General features: G+C 70.9%; 21 protein-coding genes. 11 read left to right on the top strand and 10 right to left on the bottom strand.

Annotated features, from left to right (window positions below; translation table 11 throughout):
- Window positions 1–40 precede the first annotated feature (40 nt).
- Entirely contained in the window at window positions 41–1,198 is a 1,158-nt protein-coding gene (locus NYZ98_RS33055) for a CapA family protein (RefSeq protein ID WP_262847576.1), read from the bottom strand.
- 124 nt (window positions 1,199–1,322) lie between these two features.
- On the opposite strand from NYZ98_RS33055, the gene NYZ98_RS33050 reads away from it, so the two are divergent.
- Together NYZ98_RS33050 and NYZ98_RS33045 are read left to right on the top strand one after the other, a co-directional pair.
- A complete protein-coding gene (locus NYZ98_RS33050) occupies window positions 1,323–1,739 on the top strand; it encodes a Fur family transcriptional regulator (protein ID WP_316249627.1) in 417 nt (138 codons plus the stop codon).
- A 76-nt stretch (window positions 1,740–1,815) separates the two neighbouring features.
- Entirely contained in the window at window positions 1,816–3,264 is a 1,449-nt protein-coding gene (locus NYZ98_RS33045; RefSeq protein WP_262847572.1) for a catalase, read from the top strand.
- An 88-nt stretch (window positions 3,265–3,352) separates the two neighbouring features.
- Here NYZ98_RS33045 and NYZ98_RS33040 read toward each other — a convergent pair whose 3' ends face one another.
- The 3 genes from NYZ98_RS33040 to NYZ98_RS33030 all read right to left on the bottom strand — a co-directional run bounded on the left by NYZ98_RS33040 (window position 3,353) and on the right by NYZ98_RS33030 (window position 4,755).
- The gene (locus NYZ98_RS33040; protein WP_262847570.1) at window positions 3,353–3,556 is read right to left on the bottom strand and encodes a DUF397 domain-containing protein; all 204 of its coding nucleotides are present in this window, start codon (window positions 3,554–3,556) and stop codon (window positions 3,353–3,355) included.
- Between the two features lie 95 nt (window positions 3,557–3,651).
- Complete coding sequence (locus NYZ98_RS33035) at window positions 3,652–3,840, bottom strand: DUF397 domain-containing protein (protein ID WP_262847568.1); 189 nt, start codon at window positions 3,838–3,840, stop codon at window positions 3,652–3,654.
- A 57-nt stretch (window positions 3,841–3,897) separates the two neighbouring features.
- Entirely contained in the window at window positions 3,898–4,755 is an 858-nt protein-coding gene (locus NYZ98_RS33030; RefSeq protein ID WP_262847566.1) for a helix-turn-helix domain-containing protein, read from the bottom strand.
- A gap of 471 nt (window positions 4,756–5,226) precedes the next feature.
- Here NYZ98_RS33030 and NYZ98_RS33025 point away from each other — a divergent pair, with 471 nt between their 5' ends.
- The 5 genes from NYZ98_RS33025 to NYZ98_RS33005 all read left to right on the top strand — a co-directional run bounded on the left by NYZ98_RS33025 (window position 5,227) and on the right by NYZ98_RS33005 (window position 10,216).
- A complete protein-coding gene (locus NYZ98_RS33025) occupies window positions 5,227–5,508 on the top strand; it encodes a hypothetical protein (RefSeq protein WP_262847562.1) in 282 nt (93 codons plus the stop codon).
- Between the two features lie 5 nt (window positions 5,509–5,513).
- Window positions 5,514–6,188 carry a hypothetical protein gene (locus NYZ98_RS33020; protein ID WP_262847557.1) on the top strand — a complete coding sequence of 225 codons (675 nt, stop codon included), beginning with the start codon at window positions 5,514–5,516 and terminating at the stop codon, window positions 6,186–6,188.
- Between the two features lie 163 nt (window positions 6,189–6,351).
- Window positions 6,352–8,538, top strand: a complete 2,187-nt coding sequence (locus tag NYZ98_RS33015) for a molybdopterin-dependent oxidoreductase (protein WP_262847552.1) — start codon at window positions 6,352–6,354, stop codon at window positions 8,536–8,538.
- Between the two features lie 61 nt (window positions 8,539–8,599).
- Window positions 8,600–9,211 (top strand): HD domain-containing protein, encoded by a 612-nt coding sequence (locus NYZ98_RS33010; RefSeq protein ID WP_262847550.1) that lies wholly within the window; start codon window positions 8,600–8,602, stop codon window positions 9,209–9,211.
- A gap of 63 nt (window positions 9,212–9,274) precedes the next feature.
- Window positions 9,275–10,216: a Rieske 2Fe-2S domain-containing protein gene (locus NYZ98_RS33005; protein WP_262847548.1), complete on the top strand. Its 942-nt coding sequence runs from the start codon at window positions 9,275–9,277 to the stop codon at window positions 10,214–10,216.
- Window positions 10,217–10,287: 71 nt separating this feature from the next.
- On the opposite strand, the gene NYZ98_RS33000 is transcribed toward NYZ98_RS33005, so the two are convergent.
- From NYZ98_RS33000 to NYZ98_RS32985, 4 genes are all read right to left on the bottom strand, one after another.
- A complete protein-coding gene (locus NYZ98_RS33000) occupies window positions 10,288–10,515 on the bottom strand; it encodes a hypothetical protein (RefSeq protein ID WP_262847546.1) in 228 nt (75 codons plus the stop codon).
- 30 nt (window positions 10,516–10,545) lie between these two features.
- Window positions 10,546–11,301, bottom strand: a complete 756-nt coding sequence (locus tag NYZ98_RS32995; RefSeq protein WP_262847544.1) for a sulfite exporter TauE/SafE family protein — start codon at window positions 11,299–11,301, stop codon at window positions 10,546–10,548.
- Window positions 11,302–11,439: 138 nt separating this feature from the next.
- A complete protein-coding gene (locus tag NYZ98_RS32990; RefSeq protein ID WP_262847542.1) occupies window positions 11,440–12,396 on the bottom strand; it encodes an SPFH domain-containing protein in 957 nt (318 codons plus the stop codon).
- Window positions 12,397–12,600: 204 nt separating this feature from the next.
- Window positions 12,601–13,395 (bottom strand): ABC transporter ATP-binding protein, encoded by a 795-nt coding sequence (locus NYZ98_RS32985; protein ID WP_262847540.1) that lies wholly within the window; start codon window positions 13,393–13,395, stop codon window positions 12,601–12,603.
- Between the two features lie 135 nt (window positions 13,396–13,530).
- Here NYZ98_RS32985 and NYZ98_RS32980 point away from each other — a divergent pair, with 135 nt between their 5' ends.
- The gene (locus tag NYZ98_RS32980) at window positions 13,531–14,310 is read left to right on the top strand and encodes a hypothetical protein (protein ID WP_262847538.1); all 780 of its coding nucleotides are present in this window, start codon (window positions 13,531–13,533) and stop codon (window positions 14,308–14,310) included.
- 51 nt (window positions 14,311–14,361) lie between these two features.
- On the opposite strand, the gene NYZ98_RS32975 is transcribed toward NYZ98_RS32980, so the two are convergent.
- Window positions 14,362–15,003: a response regulator gene (locus tag NYZ98_RS32975; RefSeq protein ID WP_262847536.1), complete on the bottom strand. Its 642-nt coding sequence runs from the start codon at window positions 15,001–15,003 to the stop codon at window positions 14,362–14,364.
- The gene (locus NYZ98_RS32970; protein ID WP_262847534.1) at window positions 15,000–16,217 is read right to left on the bottom strand and encodes a GAF domain-containing sensor histidine kinase; all 1,218 of its coding nucleotides are present in this window, start codon (window positions 16,215–16,217) and stop codon (window positions 15,000–15,002) included. Before NYZ98_RS32970 ends, NYZ98_RS32975 begins: the two co-directional genes overlap by 4 nt.
- A 123-nt stretch (window positions 16,218–16,340) precedes the next feature.
- On the opposite strand from NYZ98_RS32970, the gene NYZ98_RS32965 reads away from it, so the two are divergent.
- The 3 genes from NYZ98_RS32965 (at window position 16,341) to NYZ98_RS32955 (ending at window position 18,686) form a co-directional block, all read left to right on the top strand.
- Complete coding sequence (locus NYZ98_RS32965) at window positions 16,341–17,054, top strand: SDR family NAD(P)-dependent oxidoreductase (RefSeq protein WP_262847532.1); 714 nt, start codon at window positions 16,341–16,343, stop codon at window positions 17,052–17,054.
- Complete coding sequence (locus tag NYZ98_RS32960; RefSeq protein ID WP_262847530.1) at window positions 17,051–18,064, top strand: S-adenosylmethionine:tRNA ribosyltransferase-isomerase; 1,014 nt, start codon at window positions 17,051–17,053, stop codon at window positions 18,062–18,064. Before NYZ98_RS32965 ends, NYZ98_RS32960 begins: the two co-directional genes overlap by 4 nt.
- A gap of 73 nt (window positions 18,065–18,137) precedes the next feature.
- Window positions 18,138–18,686: a DUF11 domain-containing protein gene (locus NYZ98_RS32955; RefSeq protein WP_262847528.1), complete on the top strand. Its 549-nt coding sequence runs from the start codon at window positions 18,138–18,140 to the stop codon at window positions 18,684–18,686.
- Window positions 18,687–18,734 lie beyond the last annotated feature (48 nt).

Below are 18,734 nucleotides of genomic sequence, written 5' to 3'. Positions count from 1 at the left end.
GTGCCGCCGGGCCAGCCGTCCGGGCCGGGCGCGCGCCGGGTCAGGGCCTGGCGCGAAGGCCCGCGCAGCCTCGCAGCGCCTTCCAGTTCGCCACGGCCTGCTGCCCGGCGGCGCCGGTGACCGGGATCGGGATGCCTCCGCTGATGCGCGCGGGGGTCCACTGGTCCTTGAGCACCTTGCGGCCGTTGATCGTCAGCGTCAGCACTCCGGTGGCGCCCGTCTGGGCGCTGGAGTTGTAGAAGACGAAGTTGCCCATGCCGTAGCTGACGTACCGGCCCCGGAGGTAGCCGCTGCCGAGCAGGATGTGGGCGTGACCGCCGATGATCACGTCGGCGCCCGCCGCGATCAGCTTGGGCGCGAGATCAAGCTGGGCGGCGTTCGGGCATTTTTGCAGCTCGGTGCCCCAGTGGAGGTGGACGATCACGGTGTCGGAGGTCCTGCGCGCCTGCCGTACGGCCTGGAGCAGCCGTTCCTCGTTCTTGGCGGAGGCCAGCCCGCCCTGGGTGGCGGTGGCGGTCCAGGCCTGGATGAACTCGGAGTCCAGCACCTGCGTGGCGCCGATGATGGCCACCCGGTTGCCGTTCACCGTCTTGCGGAATGGCTTGTACGCCTCGGCGGCGTTCCTGCCGATGCCGACGACCGGGAAGCGGGACCGGCGGATGGCCGCGAGCGAGTCGCGCAGGCCGCCCTGCATGTAGTCCATGCCGTGGTTGTTGGCCATGGAGGCGACGTCCACCCCGGCCGCCTTCAGCGCGGTCAGCGCGGTCGCGGGAGCGCGGAAGGTGAACTGCTTGCCCGGCGCGGGGGTGCCGCCCTGGGTGATGGCGGTCTCCAGGTTGACCATCGCCAGGTCGGCGCGCTTCAGCACCGAGGAGATCGGGCCGAGGGCGGTGCGCGGGGAGGCGAGCCGGTTCCGCAGCGATCCCTCGAAGTGGGTGTCACCACCGAAGGAGATGGTGAACGGCCCGCGCTTCGGCTTCTCGTCGGCCGATGCCGACGCCGAGGCGGTGGAACCGTCCTCCTTGGACCCGGTGTCCTTGGCCGGTTTCCCCGCCGACTCGGCGGCCGAGCACGCGGCGGCCGGCACCGCGGCGAACGCGGCGACGGCCAGGACGGCGACGGCGCGGCGGAGGGCGGGCGCGGCCGGGGAGAGGTGTGACGTGCGGGGCGGGGCGGGTGCAGTGGGGTGACTTCTCATCGCTCCAAGAGCATGCCATCTTCCGCCCGCCGTTGGACAGCGCCGCCGCCTGCGAGCGGCGAAGAGCTGACTGGGAAGATTCCTTTACTTGAATGATTCAGGTTTAGGGCTTAAGGTGCAGGTCGTGGGAGATGTTGACCGGCTACGTGACCTGGGACTGCGGGTGACCGCGGCCCGAGTCGCGATCATGCGCACCGTTCGGGCCGGTGACCACCTCGATGTGGTCACCATCCACCGCGCCGTGCGCGAGCGGGTCGGCCACGTTTCCCTCCAGGCCGTCTACGACGGGCTGCACGCGCTCCACAGGGCCGGGCTCCTGCGCAAGATCGAGCCCATGGGCAGTCCGGCACGCTACGAGGCCAGGGTGGGCGACAACCACCACCACCTCGTCTGCCGCATGTGCGGCACCGTGACCGACGTCGACTGCGCGACGGGCGAGGCTCCATGTCTTGATCCCGTGGACGCCGCAGGTTTCCTGATCGAAGAGGCCGATGTGATCTATTGGGGCGTCTGCCCCGACTGTCACTCCCAGAACCCCTGATAACCGCCGCACTTGACGGGCATGGAGTCCAAGGCACAAGCCGTACTCCACCAACGACGAACCGGAGGACCGCGCGATGACCGAACGGCCCATCACCACGACGGACGCGGGCATTTCCGCCCCGAGTGACGAGTTCTCTCTCTCCGTGGGTCCCAACGGCCCTCTGCTGCTCCAGGACCATTACGTCATCCAGAAGATGGCCCAGTTCAACCGCGAGCGGGTCCCCGAGCGGGTCGTCCACGCCAAGGGCGGCGGCGCTCACGGTGTGCTGCGTATCACCGAGGACGTCAGCCAGTTCACCAAGGCGAACCTGTTCCAGAAGGGCAAGGAGACCGACCTCTTCCTGCGCTTCTCCTCGGTGGCGGGCGAGCTCGGCAGCCCGGACACCCAGCGCGACCCCCGCGGCTTCGCGATCAAGTTCTACACCGACGAGGGCAACTACGACCTGGTCGGCAACAACACCCCGATCTTCTTCATCCGCGACCCCTCGAAGTTCTCCGACTTCATCCACAGCCAGAAGCGGCGCGCGGACACCAACCTGCGCGACCACAACATGCAGTGGGACTTCTGGACCGGCTCGCCCGAGTCGACCCACCAGGTCACCTTCCTGATGACCGACCGGGGCACGCCCACGAGCTGGCGGCACATGCACGGCTTCGGCTCGCACACGTTCCTGTGGTACAACGCGGGCGGCGAGAAGTTCTGGGTGAAGTACCACTTCAGGACCGACCAGGGCGTGGAGAACTTCACCGACGCCGAGGCCGGCGCCGTGATCGCGCAGGACGCCGACCACCACATCCGCGACCTGCACACCGCGATCAAGAACGGCGACCACCCCTCGTGGACGGTCAACGTGCAGATCATGCCGTTCGAGGCGGCGGCCGACTACCGCTTCAACCCGTTCGACCTGACCAAGGTGTGGCCGCACGGCGACTACCCCGAGATCACGATCGGGAAGTTCATCCTGAACCGCAACCCGGTGAACTACTTCGCCGAGGTCGAGCAGGCCGCGTTCGAGCCCGCCAACCTGGTGCCGGGCATCGGCGCCTCCCCGGACAAGATGCTCCAGGGCCGGCTGTTCTCCTACCCCGACACCCACCGCTACCGCATCGGTGCCAACTACCTGCAGCTCCCGGTCAACCGGCCGAAGTCGCCCGTCCACAGCTACAACAAGGACGGCGCCATGCGCTACGAGAACCCCGGCGACCCGGTGTACGCGCCCAACACCTTCGGCGGTCCCGTGGCCGACCCGGCGATCTTCGCGGGCGAGAACTACCACGTCGCCGGTGAGGTCATCCGCAGCGCCTACCAGAGGCACGCGGAGGACGACGACTTCGTCCAGCCGCGCGCCCTGTGGGAGAACGTCCTGTCCCCGACCGACCGCGAGCACCTCGTGAGCAACATCGTCGGCCACGCCTCCGCCCCGGAGGTCGACGCCGAGATGAAGAAGCGCGTCGTCGAATACTGGACCAACGTCCACAAGGAACTCGGCGAGGGCGTCGCCAACGGCCTCGGCGTCGTCTGACCCCTGGGCCAGGCGCGAGCCCGCGCCGCACTCCGGGAACGCGAGAGGGCCCCATCCGTACCGTGGATGGGGCCCTCTCGCGCGACCGCTAAACCTCGGGACGAGCCGCCTTGACGCGCCTGAGGAACGCTTTCCACTCGGCCGCCGGGAAGGTCACGACGGGGCCGCCGGTGTTTTCGCTGTCACGCACGACAACATCCGCGCCGCCGCTGGAACCGACTTCGACGCAATTCCCATTGGTACTGTAGGAGCTTTTCCGCCAGGTCCCGTGCCCGATGTCCGTAACGGACATATGTGACCTCCACCCCAGAAGACAATAATAGGAGTATTTTCATCATGAGGCTCGGTCACATGGGACGCAAGGTCAGGATCGGGTCACCAAAAGAATCATGATTTCAGCTGCTTGAGGAATCTCGTCCATTCCTGCCGGGAGAACCGGAGAACCGGTCCGTCGACGTCCTTACTGTCACGGACCCAGAGCAGGTCCTGGCCGGTCGAGGCCACCTCGACGCAGTTGCCGTTCGCGCTCCGGCCGCTCTTGCGCCACACATGGGAACTACTATCGTCGGCTTGCATGGGATTCCTTCCGTTCACGGCACGCCGGCGCCGCGCCGCTCCCGGTGAAGCGATTCGCTACCGCCAGCGTTCCGAAATTGTGCGAATGAGCTGCTGCGATTTCGCCTCGTCGAGGGAGATGCTCAGCAGGTGATCGAACGCGCGTTTGTACGCGAACACCTGCTCGGCGTCCTCGACGAACCGTGCTCCGAAAAACTCCTCGAGGTAGACCGTCTCCGGGAAGTCGGCGAAGCTGAGATACAGAAACGGGCCCGTGGGCGTCGGCGGAGGAGTGTCCTGGGTCAGGATTCTCATCTCGACGTGCTCGAGTTCCGAGACCTCGACGAGGTGGTCGAGCTGCTCCCGCATCACCCGCGCGTCGCCGAACTGGCGTCGTAACACCGATTCGTCGAAGACCGTCACGAGGTTGAGCGGGTGCGGGCCACCCAGAAGGTAGTCCTGACGGGCGCCTCTGGCCTCGACCCGCTGCTCGATCCACACCGGCGGGATCTGCACGATCGGCTGCATGGCCGCCATCAGCGCGCGGGCGTAGTCCCGCGTTTGCAGCAACCCGGGAAGCACCTGTGGCTCCCAGTTGCAGGCCAGGTCGGCCTCCGCCTCCCGGTCCAGGAGGACCAGGGCCGTGGGCGGCAGGGAACCGCGATAGTCGTCCCACCAGCCCTTCTGGGCGGCGCTCCGGCGCAGTTCGAGCAGCTGTTGCCGTATGACGCGATCGGCGCCGAACAGCTTCAGGAGATCCTCGACGTCCTTGATGGTGGGAAACGTCTTGGCGTTCTCGATGCGGCTGACCTTCGCGGCCGACCACTTCAGCCGCGCGGCCACCTCGTCGCCGATCAACCCGGACGCCTCACGCAGGCGCCGGAGGTCTCGGCCCAGACGCGCCCGGCGAAGCGAAGGACTGCCACGGTCAGGCACCCCGGCCTCCTCGTCGAGACGTCAAATGGTTCGCGCGGAGTCATGATCCACATACGGAGCCCGCTCATCCTAGTGCAAGTTACATCTACCCATGCACTGCAGGGTGACTACCGGGTTACAGAAATTATTTCACTTTAGCTTGCGTAGTAATACCCCATGAGAGAGCATTTAGGAAGAAGGTTTTCCCGGAAGATCGGGAAGGGTGGCCAAATGATCGCTCGGGGAATCGGCACACCGGCACCTTTGATCGCGCCCGAATCGGGAGCCCCAACTTGGCCCGGCGCGGCGACGCGGTCCCTCTCGCCCAGGCGGAGGGAGGACGGCGGTCCAGCCGCGCAGACGACGCGGCATCATTTTCACGGCTGAAGAACGTGAATCTCGCAGGCAAGCGAAAAGCCGGGCCGAAGGCTGCCACCTAGCGACCCGGCGTGCCGAGAACTCCCTCTCGAATGCCTTCATCAGGAGTCTCCGATGAGTCACCACGGTACCAAGCCACTGTTCCAAATCAAGAGCTTCTTGACGGCACTGGTCGAGCGGGCCGACCGGACCCTGTGCGCGGACCAGGACGGGTGGGCCCTGCGGCTCGGCTGGACGGTCACCCGCACCGGTTTCGGTGCCCGCCGATACCGCGACCCCCGGTTCGACGCCCTTCGCGCCGGGCGCGCGGCGGCGTGCGTCCCGGCCGCCGAAATCCCCCCGACCACGGAAATCCCGGAGCGCCGCGTTCCGGCCGACTCGCTGGAATGGCGGTAACCGCGATGACGTCCCGAAATGTGCGGCACAACCTGCACCCCGCCGTGGATCACCTTCCCCTCGCCGGCCGGGGCGGGGCGGTGACCCGGATATGGCGGCGGCGGACCGAGATCCTCCTGGTGGCCGTGGTCGTCTCGCTGGTGGTGGTGGCGTTCCGCGCGCACGTCTGGTGGGGGTTCGGCGTCGTCACCGGCATGGTCGCGGTGCCCGTCACGCTCCGGCGCGGCCGTAACCGGCTGAAGGTGCACTTCTGGTGCGTCTACTCCCGGCACCGCATGCGGCGGCTGTTCCTCGGCACCCCCCTGCGCACCCGGAAAGGGCGCATCCCGCTGATCCTTTGGATAACCCCGACGCCGGAGGGAGAGAAGGCCCTGGTCCTGTGCCGGGTGGGGATCTGCGCGGAGACCTTCGAGGCCTTCGCGGGCGAGATCGCGGCGGCCTGCGGTGCCACGTCGGCGCGGATCGCCCGGCACCGGAAGTGGGCCAATCTGGTCACGGTGGAGATCATCCGCCGGGGCGAGCGCCCGGTTGCCCCTTCGGCGGGCATGAACCGCCGGATCTCCGACCCGTACGCGTGGGAGCCGCTGGGCGATTCGTACCCGGGGTCGTCGCCCGACCCTTTCGACCCGCCTCACGGCCGGCCGGACGACGCGCCGGGGGCCAGGTACGCCTGGCGGTGAGGGCCTGACCGGCCTGTTCGAGTGCCGGCGAAGCGGTTCGGGGGGCGCTTCGCGGGGTGCGCGGGGGTGGTAAAGCGCTGTCAAGCAGGATGGTGAAGCACTTCCTTGTCGGGCTCTGGGCCGGTAAAGATGGGTTTGCCCGTCGAACTCAGGAGGCCGACTCATGCGTACGGCGCACCGAACCTGCCCGCTGTGTGAGGCCGTCTGCGGCCTGACCATCACGCTGGACGACGACGACCGGGTGGTGGGAGTACGAGGGGACGACGCCGATCCGTTCAGCAAGGGGTTCATCTGCCCCAAGGGGGCGAGCCTCGGCCGGCTGGACGAGGACCCGGACCGCCTGAGCAGGCCCATGGTCCGCGAGGACGGCGAGTGGCGGGAGGTGGGCTGGGAGGAGGCCTTCGAGGCGGTGGAGCGCGGCCTGGCGGCCGTGCCCGGCCCGGAGCGCGCGATCTACCTCGGCAACCCGAGCGCCCACACGATGGCGGGCACGCTGTACTCGGGGCCGCTGGTCCGCAGCCTCGGCACCCGCCAGGTCTACTCGGCGAGCACCTCCGACCAGATGCCCAAGCACGTGGCGGCCGGCCTGATGTTCGGCCACCCGTTGACGATCCCGGTGCCCGACCTCGACCGCACCGACTACCTGCTCATGCTCGGCGCCAACCCCCTGGAGTCCAACGGCTCGCTCTGCACCGCGCCCGACTTCCCCGGGCGCCTCAAGGCGCTGCGCAGGCGCGGCGGGCGCCTGGTCGTCGTCGACCCGCGCCGCACGCGCACGGCGGCCCTGGCCGACGAGCACGTCTTCGTGCGGCCGGGCATGGACTCCTACCTGCTGATGGGCATCGTCCACACCCTGTTCGCCGAGAACCTCACCGACGTGCGCGTGCCGGTGACCGGCCTGGCCGAGGTCGAGGCGGCGGTGGCGGCGTTCACCCCCGAGGCGTGCGCGGCGGCGAGCGGGGTGCCCGCCGAGGTCATCGTGCGCCTGGCGCGCGAGCTGGCCGCCGCCCCCACGGCCGCCGTGTACGGCCGGATCGGCACGTGCACGGTCGAGTTCGGCACGATCGCGCAGTGGCTGGTCGACGTGGTGAACGTGCTGACCGGCAACCTCGACCGGCCCGGCGGCGCCATGTTCCCGCGCGCGGCCACCGAGGGCCCGCCCCGGCGCAAGCCGTACGCCAGGGGGCGCTGGCACAGCCGGGTGCGCGGGCTGCCCGAGGCCAACGGCGAGCTGCCGGTGGCCACGCTGGCCGACGAGATGGAGACGCCAGGCGAGGGCCGGATCCGGGCGCTGATCACGGTCGCGGGCAACCCGGTGCTGTCGGCGCCGAACGGCGCGCGGCTGGACCGGGTCCTGGCCGGGCTGGACTTCATGGTCAGCGTCGACCCGTATCTGAACGAGACGACCAGGCACGCGCACGTGATCCTCCCGCCGCCCCGGGTCATGCAGGCGGGGCACTACGACTTCGCGCTGCTCGCCCTGGCGGTGCGCGATTACACCCGCTACTCGCCGCCCGTGCTCGCCCTCGCGCCAGGACGCCCTCCCGAGACGGTGATCCTCGCGCGCCTCGCCATGATCGCGTCCGGGCAGGGCGCGGGCGCCGACCCCGCGCTGCTGGACGAGATGATCCTCGACCAGATGCTCCGCAAGGCCGTGGACACCCCGGGGTCGCCCGTCGAGGGCCGCGACCCGGCCGAGCTGCGTGCCGCGCTCACCGGGTCCGGCGGGGCCGAGCTGCGTCTCGACGCGATGCTGCGCCTCGGCCCGTACGGCGTCTGGGGCGGGCGGGCGGAGGGCGACGACGGGCTGTCCCTGGAACGGCTGCTGGAGAGCCCGCACGGCATCGACCTCGGCGCGCTCGAACCGCGGCTGCCCGGCCTGCTCAGCACGGCATCGGGGACCGTCGAGCTGGCCCCCGAGGCGATCATCGCCGACGTCGGGCGGCTCCGCGAGGCGCTCGGGCGCGAGACGAACGCGTTCGTGCTCATCGGGCGGCGGCACCTGCGGTCCAACAACAGCTGGATGCACAACGTGGGGCCCCTGGTCGGCGGCACGAACCGCTGCACGCTGCAGATCAACCCCAAGGACGCCGCCGACCTCGGGCTGGCCGAGCAGGCGGTGATCCGCTCGGCGGCCGGGGAGCTCACCGTATGGCTCGAACCGACCGACACGATCATGCGCGGGGTGGTGAGCCTCCCGCACGGCTGGGGGCACTCGGGCAGCGCGCAGCTCGTCGCCGCCAAGCACGCGGGGGTGAACGCCAACACGCTGACCGACGAGTCGATCATCGACCCGTTGTCGGGAAACGCGGTGTTCAACGGCGTCCCGGTGACGCTCACCCCGGCCTGAGGAGGGATCAGGGGCACCGGCCTGGGCAAATCCGGACGGTTCCGGTAATAGGCTGTGGCGCGTGACCACCGTGCCCGATAAGGAACGTCTACCGGCCCAGGTCGGTTTCGCCGTCGAAATCGACAAGTTGAAGCGCGTGCTGCGCCGCAACACCTTGATGGACGGCTCCCGCAGGGAGAACGACGCCGAGCACTCGTGGTACCTCGGCATGCTGGCCATGGTGCTCGGCGAGCACGCGCCGTCCGGTACCGACCTCGACCGCGTCACGGCCATGCTGCTCGTGCACGACATCGTCGAGATCGACGCGGGCGACACCTTCATCTACGACCTGGCGGCGGTCGAGGTGCAGGAGAAGGCCGAGCGCGCCGCCGCCGACCGCATCTTCGGCCTGCTCCCCGAGGACCAGACGGCCGCCATGCGCGCCCTCTGGGACGAGTTCGAGGAGCGGAGCACGCCCGAGGCGAGGTTCGCCAAGGCGCTCGACCGGCTCGCGCCGATCCTGGCCAACCACCACAACGAGGGCGGGTCCTGGACGCGCCACGGCGTCACGGCCGACCAGGTGATGGAGAAGGTCGAGATCATCCGGGAGGGCTCGGCCACCCTGGGCGAGTACGCCACGGAGATCGTCGAGCTGTCGGTGGCCCGCGGCCATCTGGCCCGCAGCCGCTCTTAATCACCTTCACGGTGTTCTCTCACGCTTTGGGGGGTAAGTCCACTTAAGCGAGAGGGGGCGCACGTGGAGGAAACCTCGAAGTCCATCAACTCGCGGCGTCGTACGCTCAGGGAGTCCCTGGGCCTCGGGCGCATACCGCTGCCGGTGGGCCTGACCGACCGCCTGGAACACGTCAGGGCGATCGACCGGGTGGTCATCCCGGTGGCGAAGGCCATCCGGCGCACGCTGCCCTCCGGGAGCGCCCTCAGGGACCTGCTGCACGGCGTGCCCACCGGGCACCCCCTGCACCCCCCGCTGGCGACCATCAGCCTCGGCTGCTGGACGGCCACGGCCGTCCTCGACCTCATCGACGTCGACCCCCGGGCGTCCCAGGCCGTGCTGGTCACCGGCATCGCCGGCGCCGTCCCCGCCGTGGCGGCCGGGCTGACCGACTGGTCGGTCCTGCACCTTGAGCAGCAGCGGGTCGGATTCGTGCACGCCGTGGTCAACCTGGCGGCGCTCGGGCTGTACTCGGGGTCGCTCATGCTGCGGTTGTCCGGCAGGCACCGCGCGGGGCGGACGCTCGCGTTCGCCGGCCTGGGCGCGGTGAGCGTCGGCGGCTACCTCGGCGGGCACCTGGCGTACCGCATGGCGGCGGGGCCCACCCACGCCGAGCCGACGACGCACCTGGTCCCGCTCGGCTGGCACGACCTGTGCCGCTTGTGGGACCTGCCCGACGGGCGGCCGGTCTCGCGGCGCCTCGGCTACATCAACCTGTTCGTCCTGCGGCACGGGTCCGAGGTCAAGATCCTCACCGACCGCTGCTCGCACCTGGCCGGCCCGCTGCACCAGGGGCGGCTGGTGGTGGAGAAGGACGAGGCCTGCGTGGTGTGCCCGTGGCACGGCAGCACGTTCCGACTGGAGGACGGTGCGGTGGTGCACGGCCCGGCGACCGCGCCCCAGCCCGCGTTCGAGGTCAACGTCCGGGGCGACGGCATCGTCCAGGTGCGTCCCCGGCCCGCCTGACCCGCGCCCGGCGGATCCGCGGGTTCACGTGAACCCTTCCGCCGGGGCCTCCCTCAGTCAGTCGCAGGGGATCACTCGTCCCCTCGGTCGGCGGCCGGATGTTCGACCAGCGCCAGGATCCGGCTCGCCATGAAACGCGCGGTCCGCACGGGCGTGCCGCTCCTGGTCACCTCGCTCACCTCGACGAGTCCCCTCCGGGTGGCGACGTCGACGCGGCGACCCGCCTTCGTCGCGATGACCTCGTACGTACGCGGATTACCACCCGCGTCTATGACGATCTCGACCCGGTCACCCTTCATGCCCTGATAAATACCCACTTGCGGGTGTGGTTAGCCGTACACCAGTTTGACAATCGCCACGATTCCCACGCAGACGATCAGCGCGCGCAGCACCCGCGCGGGCAGCCTGCGGCCCACCCGCGCGCCCAGGAAACCCCCGACCAGGGAGCCGAGCGACACCAGGAGTACGGCCCACCAGTCGACCGGGGCCAGCACCGCGAACAGCACCGCCGCGGTGGCGTTGACCAGCAGCGACAGCATGTTCTTCGCCGCGTTGACCCGCTGGAGCCGCTCGTCGAGGAAGATGCCGAGCAGCCCGATCAGCACGACGCCCTGCGCGGCGCCGAAGTACCCGCCGTAGACCCCCGCGCCGAGCACGCCCAGCCACAGCCACGGCCCGCCGTTCGGGTGCGGGCGCTCCTGCCGCTCGGCGAGCCAGACGTTGAGCCGGGGCTGGACGACCACCATCACGCAGGCGAGCGCGATCAGCACCGGGACGATCACCTGGAACGCCTTCTGGGGCAGGGAGAGCAGCAACAGGCCGCCGACCAGCGAGCCCGCCACCGAGGCGACACCGAGCCGCAGCAGCCGGTCGCGCTGGCCGCGCAGCTCGTCGCGGTAGCCGAGCACGCCCGTCACGTTGCCCGCCACCAGGCCGACGTTGTTGGACACGTTGGCGACGATCGGCGGGTACCCGAGCGCGAGCAGCGTCGGGAACGTGATCAGCGAGCCCGACCCGACGACGGCGTTGATCCCCCCCGCCGCGACCCCGGCCGCGAGGACCGCGACCACCTCCCACGGTGTCACGTGGCCACCTTTCGTACGGCTCCGCACGATGGTAGGCGGCGCCCGCGCGCACCCGGCGGCAGGGGTCCCCCGCTCATCGGGCGCCCGGGGGCGGAGCGGTCACCGAGCAGGCCGGGCGAAGGGGGACGGCGGGGGCGGTCACTGGGTGGGCGGGGTCTCCTTGAGCGAGGTCTCCCCGGGCGGGGCTTCCTTGAGCGGGGCCTCATCGGGCGGGGTGAACGGCTCGCCCAGGTCCTGCTCGGTCTCGGAGGGGACGCTCCGCATCGTGTCGTCGCCGCCCTTGGCGGTCTCGGGAAGCGCCTGGAGGTACCGGTAGGCGAGCGCCCGCTGGTCGGGGTCGCCCGCGTGGATCGCGCGGAACACCGTCGCGAGCGCGTCGGCCTGGCTCCTGGCCCGCAGGGCCTGGGCGTCGGCGTCGGCCTGGGCGCGCAGCACGGCCGCCTCCGCGTCGCCCCTGGCCTTCAGGATCGCCGCCTGGCCCTCGCCCTCCGCCGTCAGGATGGCGGACTGCTTCTGACCCTCGGCGGACAGGATGGCGGCCCGCTTGTCGCGGTCGGCCCGCATCTGTCTCTCCACGGAGTCCTGGATGGAGGACGGCGGGTCGATCGACTTCAACTCGACGCGGTTGACGCGGATGCCCCATTTGCCGGTTGCGTCGTCGAGCACGGCGCGCAACTCGGCGTTGATCTCCTCACGGGAGGCCATCGTGCGGTCGAGGTCCAGGCCGCCGACGACGGCGCGCAGGGTGGTCCCGGTGAGCTGCTCGACACCGGTCAGGTAGTTCGCGATCTCGTAGGTGGCGGCCTTGGGGTCGGTCACCTGGAAGTAGATCACCGTGTCGATCGACACGACCAGGTTGTCGGAGGTGATCACCGGCTGCGGGGGAAAGGAGACGACCTGTTCGCGCAGGTCGATGATGCCCTTCACGGTGTCGATGAACGGCACGACGATGGTGAGCCCGGGAGTGAGCGTGCGGTGGTAGCGGCCCAGCCGCTCGATGATGAACGCCTGGGCATGGGGGACGATGCGAATGGTGCGGTATAAGGCGAACCCGGCGATGGCCACCACGATCATGGCGACGACAAGCTGTGTCATGAGCCACTCCGACCCGACGAATCCGATGAGCCCCCGGCCGGAATGATATTTGGTCCGGGCTTTACTTGTTCGTCAACCACGCACGTGATCGGCCCGGATCATGAATCACCCGGCGTCCCAGCCCTTTCCGGCCACCCGAAGGCCGTACCGGCGGCCGGCGGGTCGTCCCTGGTGGCGCGGACGCCGGCCCGGCGACGCCGGAGGTCAGCCCGGCAGCGCGCGGGCGTACCAGCGGCCGTCGGCGCTGCGTTCGAGGCTGAGCGGCACGCCGAAGGTGCGCGAGAGGTTGTCGGCGGTCATCACGTACTCGATGGGCCCCTGGGCGACCACCGACCCGTGGCGGAGCAGCAGGACGTGCGTGAACCCGCTCGGCACCTCCTCCACGTGATGGGTGACCAGCACCATGGTCGGGGCCTTCGCGTCGTAGGCGAGCCCCGACAGGCGGCGTACGAGGTCCTCCCGGCCGCCGAGGTCGAGCCCGGCCGCCGGCTCGTCGAGCAGCAGGAGCTCGGGGTCGGGCATGAGCGCCCGCGCGATCTGCACGCGCTTCCGCTCGCCCTCCGACAGCGTGCCGAACTTGCGCCTGATCAGGTGGGCGCAGCCGAGCTGGTCGATGAGCTCCACCGCGCGGGTGACGTCCCCGGAGTCGTACTCCTCGTTCCACCGGCCGAGGATGGCGTACGAGGCGGTGAGCACGAGGTCGATGACCTTCTCGTCCGGCGGCACCTTCTCGGCGAGCGCCGCGCTGGCGAGGCCGATGCGCGGCCGCAGGTCGAAGACGTCGGTCTGGCCGAGCCGCTCGCCGAGGATCTCCACCGAGCCCTCGCTGGGGAACAGCAGTGCCGCCGCGACCTGCAGCAGCGTCGTCTTCCCCGCGCCGTTCGCGCCGATCACGATCCAGCGTTCGTCTTCCTCGACCGTCCAGTCGATGCCCCGCAGCAGGGCCGCGCCATCTCTGCGGACGGCGACGTCCTGGAGCCGAAGCACCTGACCACCCATCCCGAATACCTCCATAACCTGTTGATCCAGATCAACCCGGTTCTTCCGGATCAATCCAGCCCCACCGGGCAAGTCGCCCCGCCCAGTGTCCCTCCGGACCAAACCTATTGCAGCATCAGCGCATATCGTGGTTCGGTGCACCCCGATTCACCGATCTCCGCCACCTTGGTCGCATGGGGCAACGCCTGGCTTGCCGGACATGTCGGCCTGGACGAGGCTGTCGACCGGCTGGAGCGCGCCGCGGGACCACAGGTCGTCTCGACTGAGGTGACCGAGACCCCCCTGCGCGGATTCCTGGCCGACCTGCGGGTCGAGGGCATGACCGCCCTGCGCCTGTCCCTGCCCGCGCCGGGCGACCCGCTCGGCCTCACCGGGCCTCCCCCGTTCACCATGGCCGCCGTCGACGCCGGACAGGCGGCCACGGCGGTGCTCCCCGGCCGCTGCCTGGGACTGGTCCCCTCCCCCGACCTGCGCGGCTCGTCCTACTCCGGCGTCCGCTGGACGCTGATGGAGGCCCGCGCCGCCGTGCCGGACGTCCCCGGCCTCGCGGACGCCGAGCACGAGCTGACCTCGGCCATGCGCTCGGCCACCGACGCGCTGCTCTCGGTGGACGGTCCCCGCGAGGGCCAGCCCTCGATCAGGACCGCCGACGACGGCCTCGCCCCCGGCTACCCGCCGCGCGCCCACCGCGTGGCCGCCCTCACGGCCCGGCTGGCCTCGGTCCTGCGCCTGGCCGACGAGCGCGGCCTCACCTCAGGGCAGATCGCCGTACGCGGGCAGGCCCTGCGCGACCTGGACCGGGCCGTGCGGCGCGCGCGGGTGGCCGCCCACAACGCGATCGTCGAGGCCCGCCAAGGTCCGGACACCCTCGCGCGGCGCGCCCGCCCGGACAGCGCCCAGCAGCGGGGCGGGTAGCCTCACCGCTCCCGAAGCTCAGTCCGGGTAGCCTCCCACCGCTCACGAAGCTCAGTCCAGGCCGTGCCGGACGGCGTACAGGGCCGCCTGGGTGCGGTCCTGGACGCCGAGCTTCATCAGCACGTTCGAGACGTGGGTCTTGACGGTCTTCTCGGCGACGACGAGCGCCCTGGCGATCTCCCGGTTGGACCGCCCGGAGGCGATCAGCGCGAGCACCTCACGCTCCCGGTCGGTCAGCACGGACGGCGCAGGCGACCCGGCACCGCCGCCCTCGGCGCGCGGCGGGCTCGCGATCATGGCCTCGGCCGCCTCGGGGGCCAGCAGCACCTGGCCGCCGTGCACCGACCGGATTGCCTGCACGAGCGCGGCCGGGTCCACGTCCTTGTAGAGGAACCCGGCCGCCCCCGAGCGCATGGCGGGCGCCACGTCCCCCCGGTCGCTCACCGAGGTGAGCACGATCACCCGTACGCGCAGGCCGCGCGCGGCGATCTCCCCCAGGGCGCCGAGGCCGTCCATGACGGGCATCTTGAGGTCGAGCAGCAGCACGTCGGGCGCCAGCGACTCGGTCAGTGCCACCGCCTCGGCCCCGTCCGCCGCCTCCCCCACGATCTCGACGTCGTCCTGCAGGCCGAGGAAGGTGCGCAGGCCCTGGCGCACGATGGGGTGGTCGTCGGCGACCAGGACGCGGATCACGCCGGCACCTCCAGCCGCAGGGTCGTCCCCGCGCCGGCCTCTGACGACACCAGCAGCGAGCCGCCGGCCGCCTCGGCCCGGTCCCTCATCGAGAGCAGGCCCAGCCCCCGCACGGTGGGCGACTCGGTGTCGAAACCGTCCCCGTCGTCCCTGACCTCCAGCCTCAGCCGCGCTCCCGCCGTCTCCAGGCTCACGTGTATCGCCGACGCGTGCGCGTGCCTGAGCGCGTTGTGCAGGGCTTCCTGAGCCACCCTCAGCACGGTCACCTCCGTCACGGGCGGCAGGTCGCACAGCGGGCCGCCGGCGAAGGAGATGTCCTCGGGGTACAGGCGGTCGAGCACGCCGACGTGCTTGCGCAGCGTCTCGGCCAGCCCGTGCCGGTCGAGTTCGGCCGGCCGCAGCTCCACGATCACGGCCCTCAGCTCGGCGAGCGCCTCGCCCGCCAGCCGCTGGACCCTGTCGATCTCGGTCATGGCGCGCTCGGGGTCGGAGGCGACCAGCGCGGCCGCCGCCTTGGCCGTGAGCCGCAGGGAGAACAGCTTCTGGGTGACCGCGTCGTGCAGCTCGCGGGCCATGCGGTTGCGCTCCTCGACGATCGTCAGCTCACGGCCCCGCTCGTACAGGCGGGCGTTGGTGAGCGCGATGGCCGCGTGGGCCGCGAAGAGGGTGAGCAGGTCCTGGTCCTCCTGGGTGAACCCGCCGGGGGCGCGCTTGTTGGCCAGGAAGATGATGCCGAGCACGTGGTCGGCGTCGCGGATCGGCACCCCGATGAAGTCCTTCATCACCGGGTGCGCGCTCGGCCACCACTCGAACCGGGGATCCTCCCGGATGTCGGGCAGGCGCACCGGAGCGGCCTCCCGCAGCATCGCGGCCAGCATGCCGTGCTGGCGCGGAAGCGGGCCGATGGCCTCCCACTGCTTGTCGCTGACCCCCTCGGCGACGAACTCCGCGAACGAGCCGTCGTCGTCGGGCACCCCGAGCGCCGCGTACCGGGCGTCCAGCAGGGTGCGCGCCGATCGCACGATGACCTGGAGCACCTCACGGGCCGACAGATGGCGGGTGACGGCGAGGACCGCGGAGCTGACGGCGTGCAGCACGGCGTCCCGCTCGGACGTCCCCTCGACGACCCGGTCCGGCGACCGTCCAGCGTCCTTCTCCGCGACCCGGTCCGGCGTCCCCTCGGACGTCCGTCCGGCTGAGCCTTCGGTGGTCACGCCCACACTGTAGGCGGGGTGGCGCGGTAAGGCCTCGGCCCATGGTCCTAGGCCCATCAGCGCAGGCGGGCCCGGACGTGCGGCCGATGCCCCGGCGGACGTACCACTCCTAGCGTCATGCCCATGGCGAAAGACACCCGATCCACAACAGAAACCCCAGCGGGGGCGTCCCCGGCACGGCCCACCGCCCTGGTCACCGGCGCCTCACGGGGTCTCGGCCTCGCGCTGGCCAAGGCCCTCGCGGCCGGCGGCTGGCAGCTGGTCATCACCGCGCGGGGCGCGGCGGACCTGGACAGCGCCGCGCGGGAGACCGGCGCGACGGCCATCGCCGGCGACGTCGCCGATCCGGCCCACCGCGCACGCCTGGCGCGGGCCGTACACGAGCTCGGCGGCCTCGACCTGCTGGTCAACAACGCGAGCTCGCTCGGCGCCGTCCCCCTGCCCCCGCTGGCGGACTACCCGCTCGACGCGCTGTCGGAGGCCCTGCGGAGCAACGTGCTCGCGCCGCTGGCGCTGATCCAGGAGACGCTGCCCGGCCTGCGCGAGCGCCGGGGCGCCGTGATCAACATCTCGTCCGACGCGGCGGTGGGGGCGTACGCGGGCTGGGGCGGGTACGGGCTGACCAAGGCGGCGCTCGACCAGCTCTCCCACGTGCTCGCGGCCGAGGAGCCCGAAATCGCCGTCTGGTGGGTGGACCCGGGAGAGATGCGCACGGGCATGCTGACCGACGCCGTGGGCGCGGAGGAGGCGGCGGGCGCGGCCGATCCCGAGACGGTGGCGCCGTTCCTGGCCGACCTGGTCAAACGGCGGCCCGCCAGTGGCCGGGTGATCCGGTGATCACCTTCGACCTCCCCCGGGTCCGCGAGGCGCACGAGCCGCCGGAGGCGCGCGGGCTGGCGCGCGACGCCGTGCGGCTCATGGTGTCCGGCACCGACACCGGGTCGGTCACCCACCACGCCTTCACCGACCTGCCCACCCTGCTGCGCCCCGGCGACCTGCTGGTGGTCAACGACTCGGCCACCCTGCCGGCGGCCGTCCGGCTCGACCGGCTGTCGGTCCACTTCTCCACCGAGCGGGAGGACGGCTCGTGGCTCGTGGAGCTGCGGCGCCGCACGGCGGGTACGACCGGGCCCTACAACGGGGGCGAGCCCGGCGAGTGGCTGCCGCTTCCCGGGGGCGCCACGCTGCGCCTGCTGGAGCGCGAGACGCCGAGGCTCTGGCGGGCGCGCGCCGACCGCGACGTCCCGGCGTACCTGCGGGAGTACGGGGTGCCGATCCGGTACTCCTACGTGGAGCGGGACTGGCCGCTGTCGGCCTACCAGACCGTCTTCGGCGTGCGGCCGGGCAGCGCGGAGATGCCGAGCGCCGGGCGCCCGTTCAGCCACGAGCTGGTCACCGCGCTGGTCAGCCGAGGCGTCATGGTCGCGCCGATCACCCTGCACACCGGCGTCGCGTCCCCGGAGAAGGACGAGCCGCCCTACCCGGAGCGCTACCGGGTGCCCGTCCAGACGGCCCGGCTGGTGAACCAGGCCGAGGGACGGGTCATCGCGGTGGGCACGACGGTCGTGCGCGCGCTGGAGACGGCGGCGCTGCACGGCTCGGGGGAGGTGCGCGCGGCCGAGGGCTGGACCTCGCACGTCGTCACCCCTGCCGGGGGCGTCCGCGTGGTGGACGGGCTGATCACCGGCCTGCACGAGCCCCGCTCCAGCCACCTCATGATGTTGTCGGCCATCGCCGGCGAGGACCTGCTGTCCCGGTCGTACGACGAAGCGCTCCGCGAGGGCTATTTGTGGCATGAATTCGGCGACCTGCACATGATCACGCCATATCAAATCCGCATAAAGTGATGTGCAAGGGCGTTCCAAGTCGATACATCGATGCTGGACGACGTCATTCGGATCACTTCACGGGAGATAACGCATGCGCCGGCACCTCTCCGCACTAGCCGCACTCACCCTGGCCGGATCACTGGCGGGCGCCTCGCTCGCCATCCCGGCCACCGCGGCCGCGGCCCCCGCGAGCGCCACCCAGGCGGTCGCCGCCCCGCAGTCCCCCCTCTACACCAAGGTCATCTGGAACAAGACCGTCCGCCGCGGCGGGACGATCACCTACTCGCTGAAGAGCACCAACAAGGGCGAGTGGCCGACCGACTTCGCCGGGATCCTGGGCTCGCTCCCCAGGGGCGCCAGCAAGATCCGGGTCGTGGGCGCGGGGTCGAAGACGTTCTGCGACGTCTCGGGCCGCGAACTGTTCTGCATCTTCGACACGCTGAAGCCGAACAAGTCGGCCAGCTTCAAGATCAAGGTATGGCTGAAGCGGAGCACCCACGGGTACGCGTACGCCGACTTCGGTGCCTTCTCGATCGACGTCCCCGAGGGCGTGGACGTCACCAACGAGGAGGAGCTGGACAAGCTCGACCTGCAGAGCGACGCCAAGTTCAAGAGCTTCCGCACCCGGATCGTCCGCTGACCTGTGACGGGAGCCGCTGATCGGGGGCGGCTGGCAGGGGATCGACGA

This window comes from Sphaerisporangium corydalis (assembly GCF_025506355.1).
Classification (GTDB): Bacteria; Actinomycetota; Actinomycetes; order Streptosporangiales; family Streptosporangiaceae; genus Sphaerisporangium; species Sphaerisporangium corydalis.
The sequence above is the reverse complement of the archived record's forward strand: the minus strand, read 5'-3'. Positions and strand labels throughout refer to the sequence as shown.

Excerpts from the sequence above, each read along its gene's own strand:
- NYZ98_RS33040 (WP_262847570.1), bottom strand. The coding sequence starts at position 3,556 with ATGTCCGTTACGGACATCGGGCACGGGACCTGGCGGAAAAGCTCCTAC.
- NYZ98_RS32990 (WP_262847542.1), bottom strand. The coding sequence starts at position 12,396 with ATGACACAGCTTGTCGTCGCCATGATCGTGGTGGCCATCGCCGGGTTC.
- NYZ98_RS33055 (WP_262847576.1), bottom strand. The coding sequence starts at position 1,198 with ATGAGAAGTCACCCCACTGCACCCGCCCCGCCCCGCACGTCACACCTC.
- NYZ98_RS33045 (WP_262847572.1), top strand. The coding sequence starts at position 1,816 with ATGACCGAACGGCCCATCACCACGACGGACGCGGGCATTTCCGCCCCG.
- NYZ98_RS33035 (WP_262847568.1), bottom strand. The coding sequence starts at position 3,840 with ATGCAAGCCGACGATAGTAGTTCCCATGTGTGGCGCAAGAGCGGCCGG.
- NYZ98_RS33025 (WP_262847562.1), top strand. The coding sequence starts at position 5,227 with ATGAGTCACCACGGTACCAAGCCACTGTTCCAAATCAAGAGCTTCTTG.
- NYZ98_RS33015 (WP_262847552.1), top strand. The coding sequence starts at position 6,352 with ATGCGTACGGCGCACCGAACCTGCCCGCTGTGTGAGGCCGTCTGCGGC.
- NYZ98_RS33000 (WP_262847546.1), bottom strand. The coding sequence starts at position 10,515 with ATGAAGGGTGACCGGGTCGAGATCGTCATAGACGCGGGTGGTAATCCG.
- NYZ98_RS33020 (WP_262847557.1), top strand. The coding sequence starts at position 5,514 with ATGACGTCCCGAAATGTGCGGCACAACCTGCACCCCGCCGTGGATCAC.
- NYZ98_RS32955 (WP_262847528.1), top strand. The coding sequence starts at position 18,138 with ATGCGCCGGCACCTCTCCGCACTAGCCGCACTCACCCTGGCCGGATCA.
- NYZ98_RS32965 (WP_262847532.1), top strand. The coding sequence starts at position 16,341 with ATGGCGAAAGACACCCGATCCACAACAGAAACCCCAGCGGGGGCGTCC.
- NYZ98_RS32985 (WP_262847540.1), bottom strand. The coding sequence starts at position 13,395 with ATGGGTGGTCAGGTGCTTCGGCTCCAGGACGTCGCCGTCCGCAGAGAT.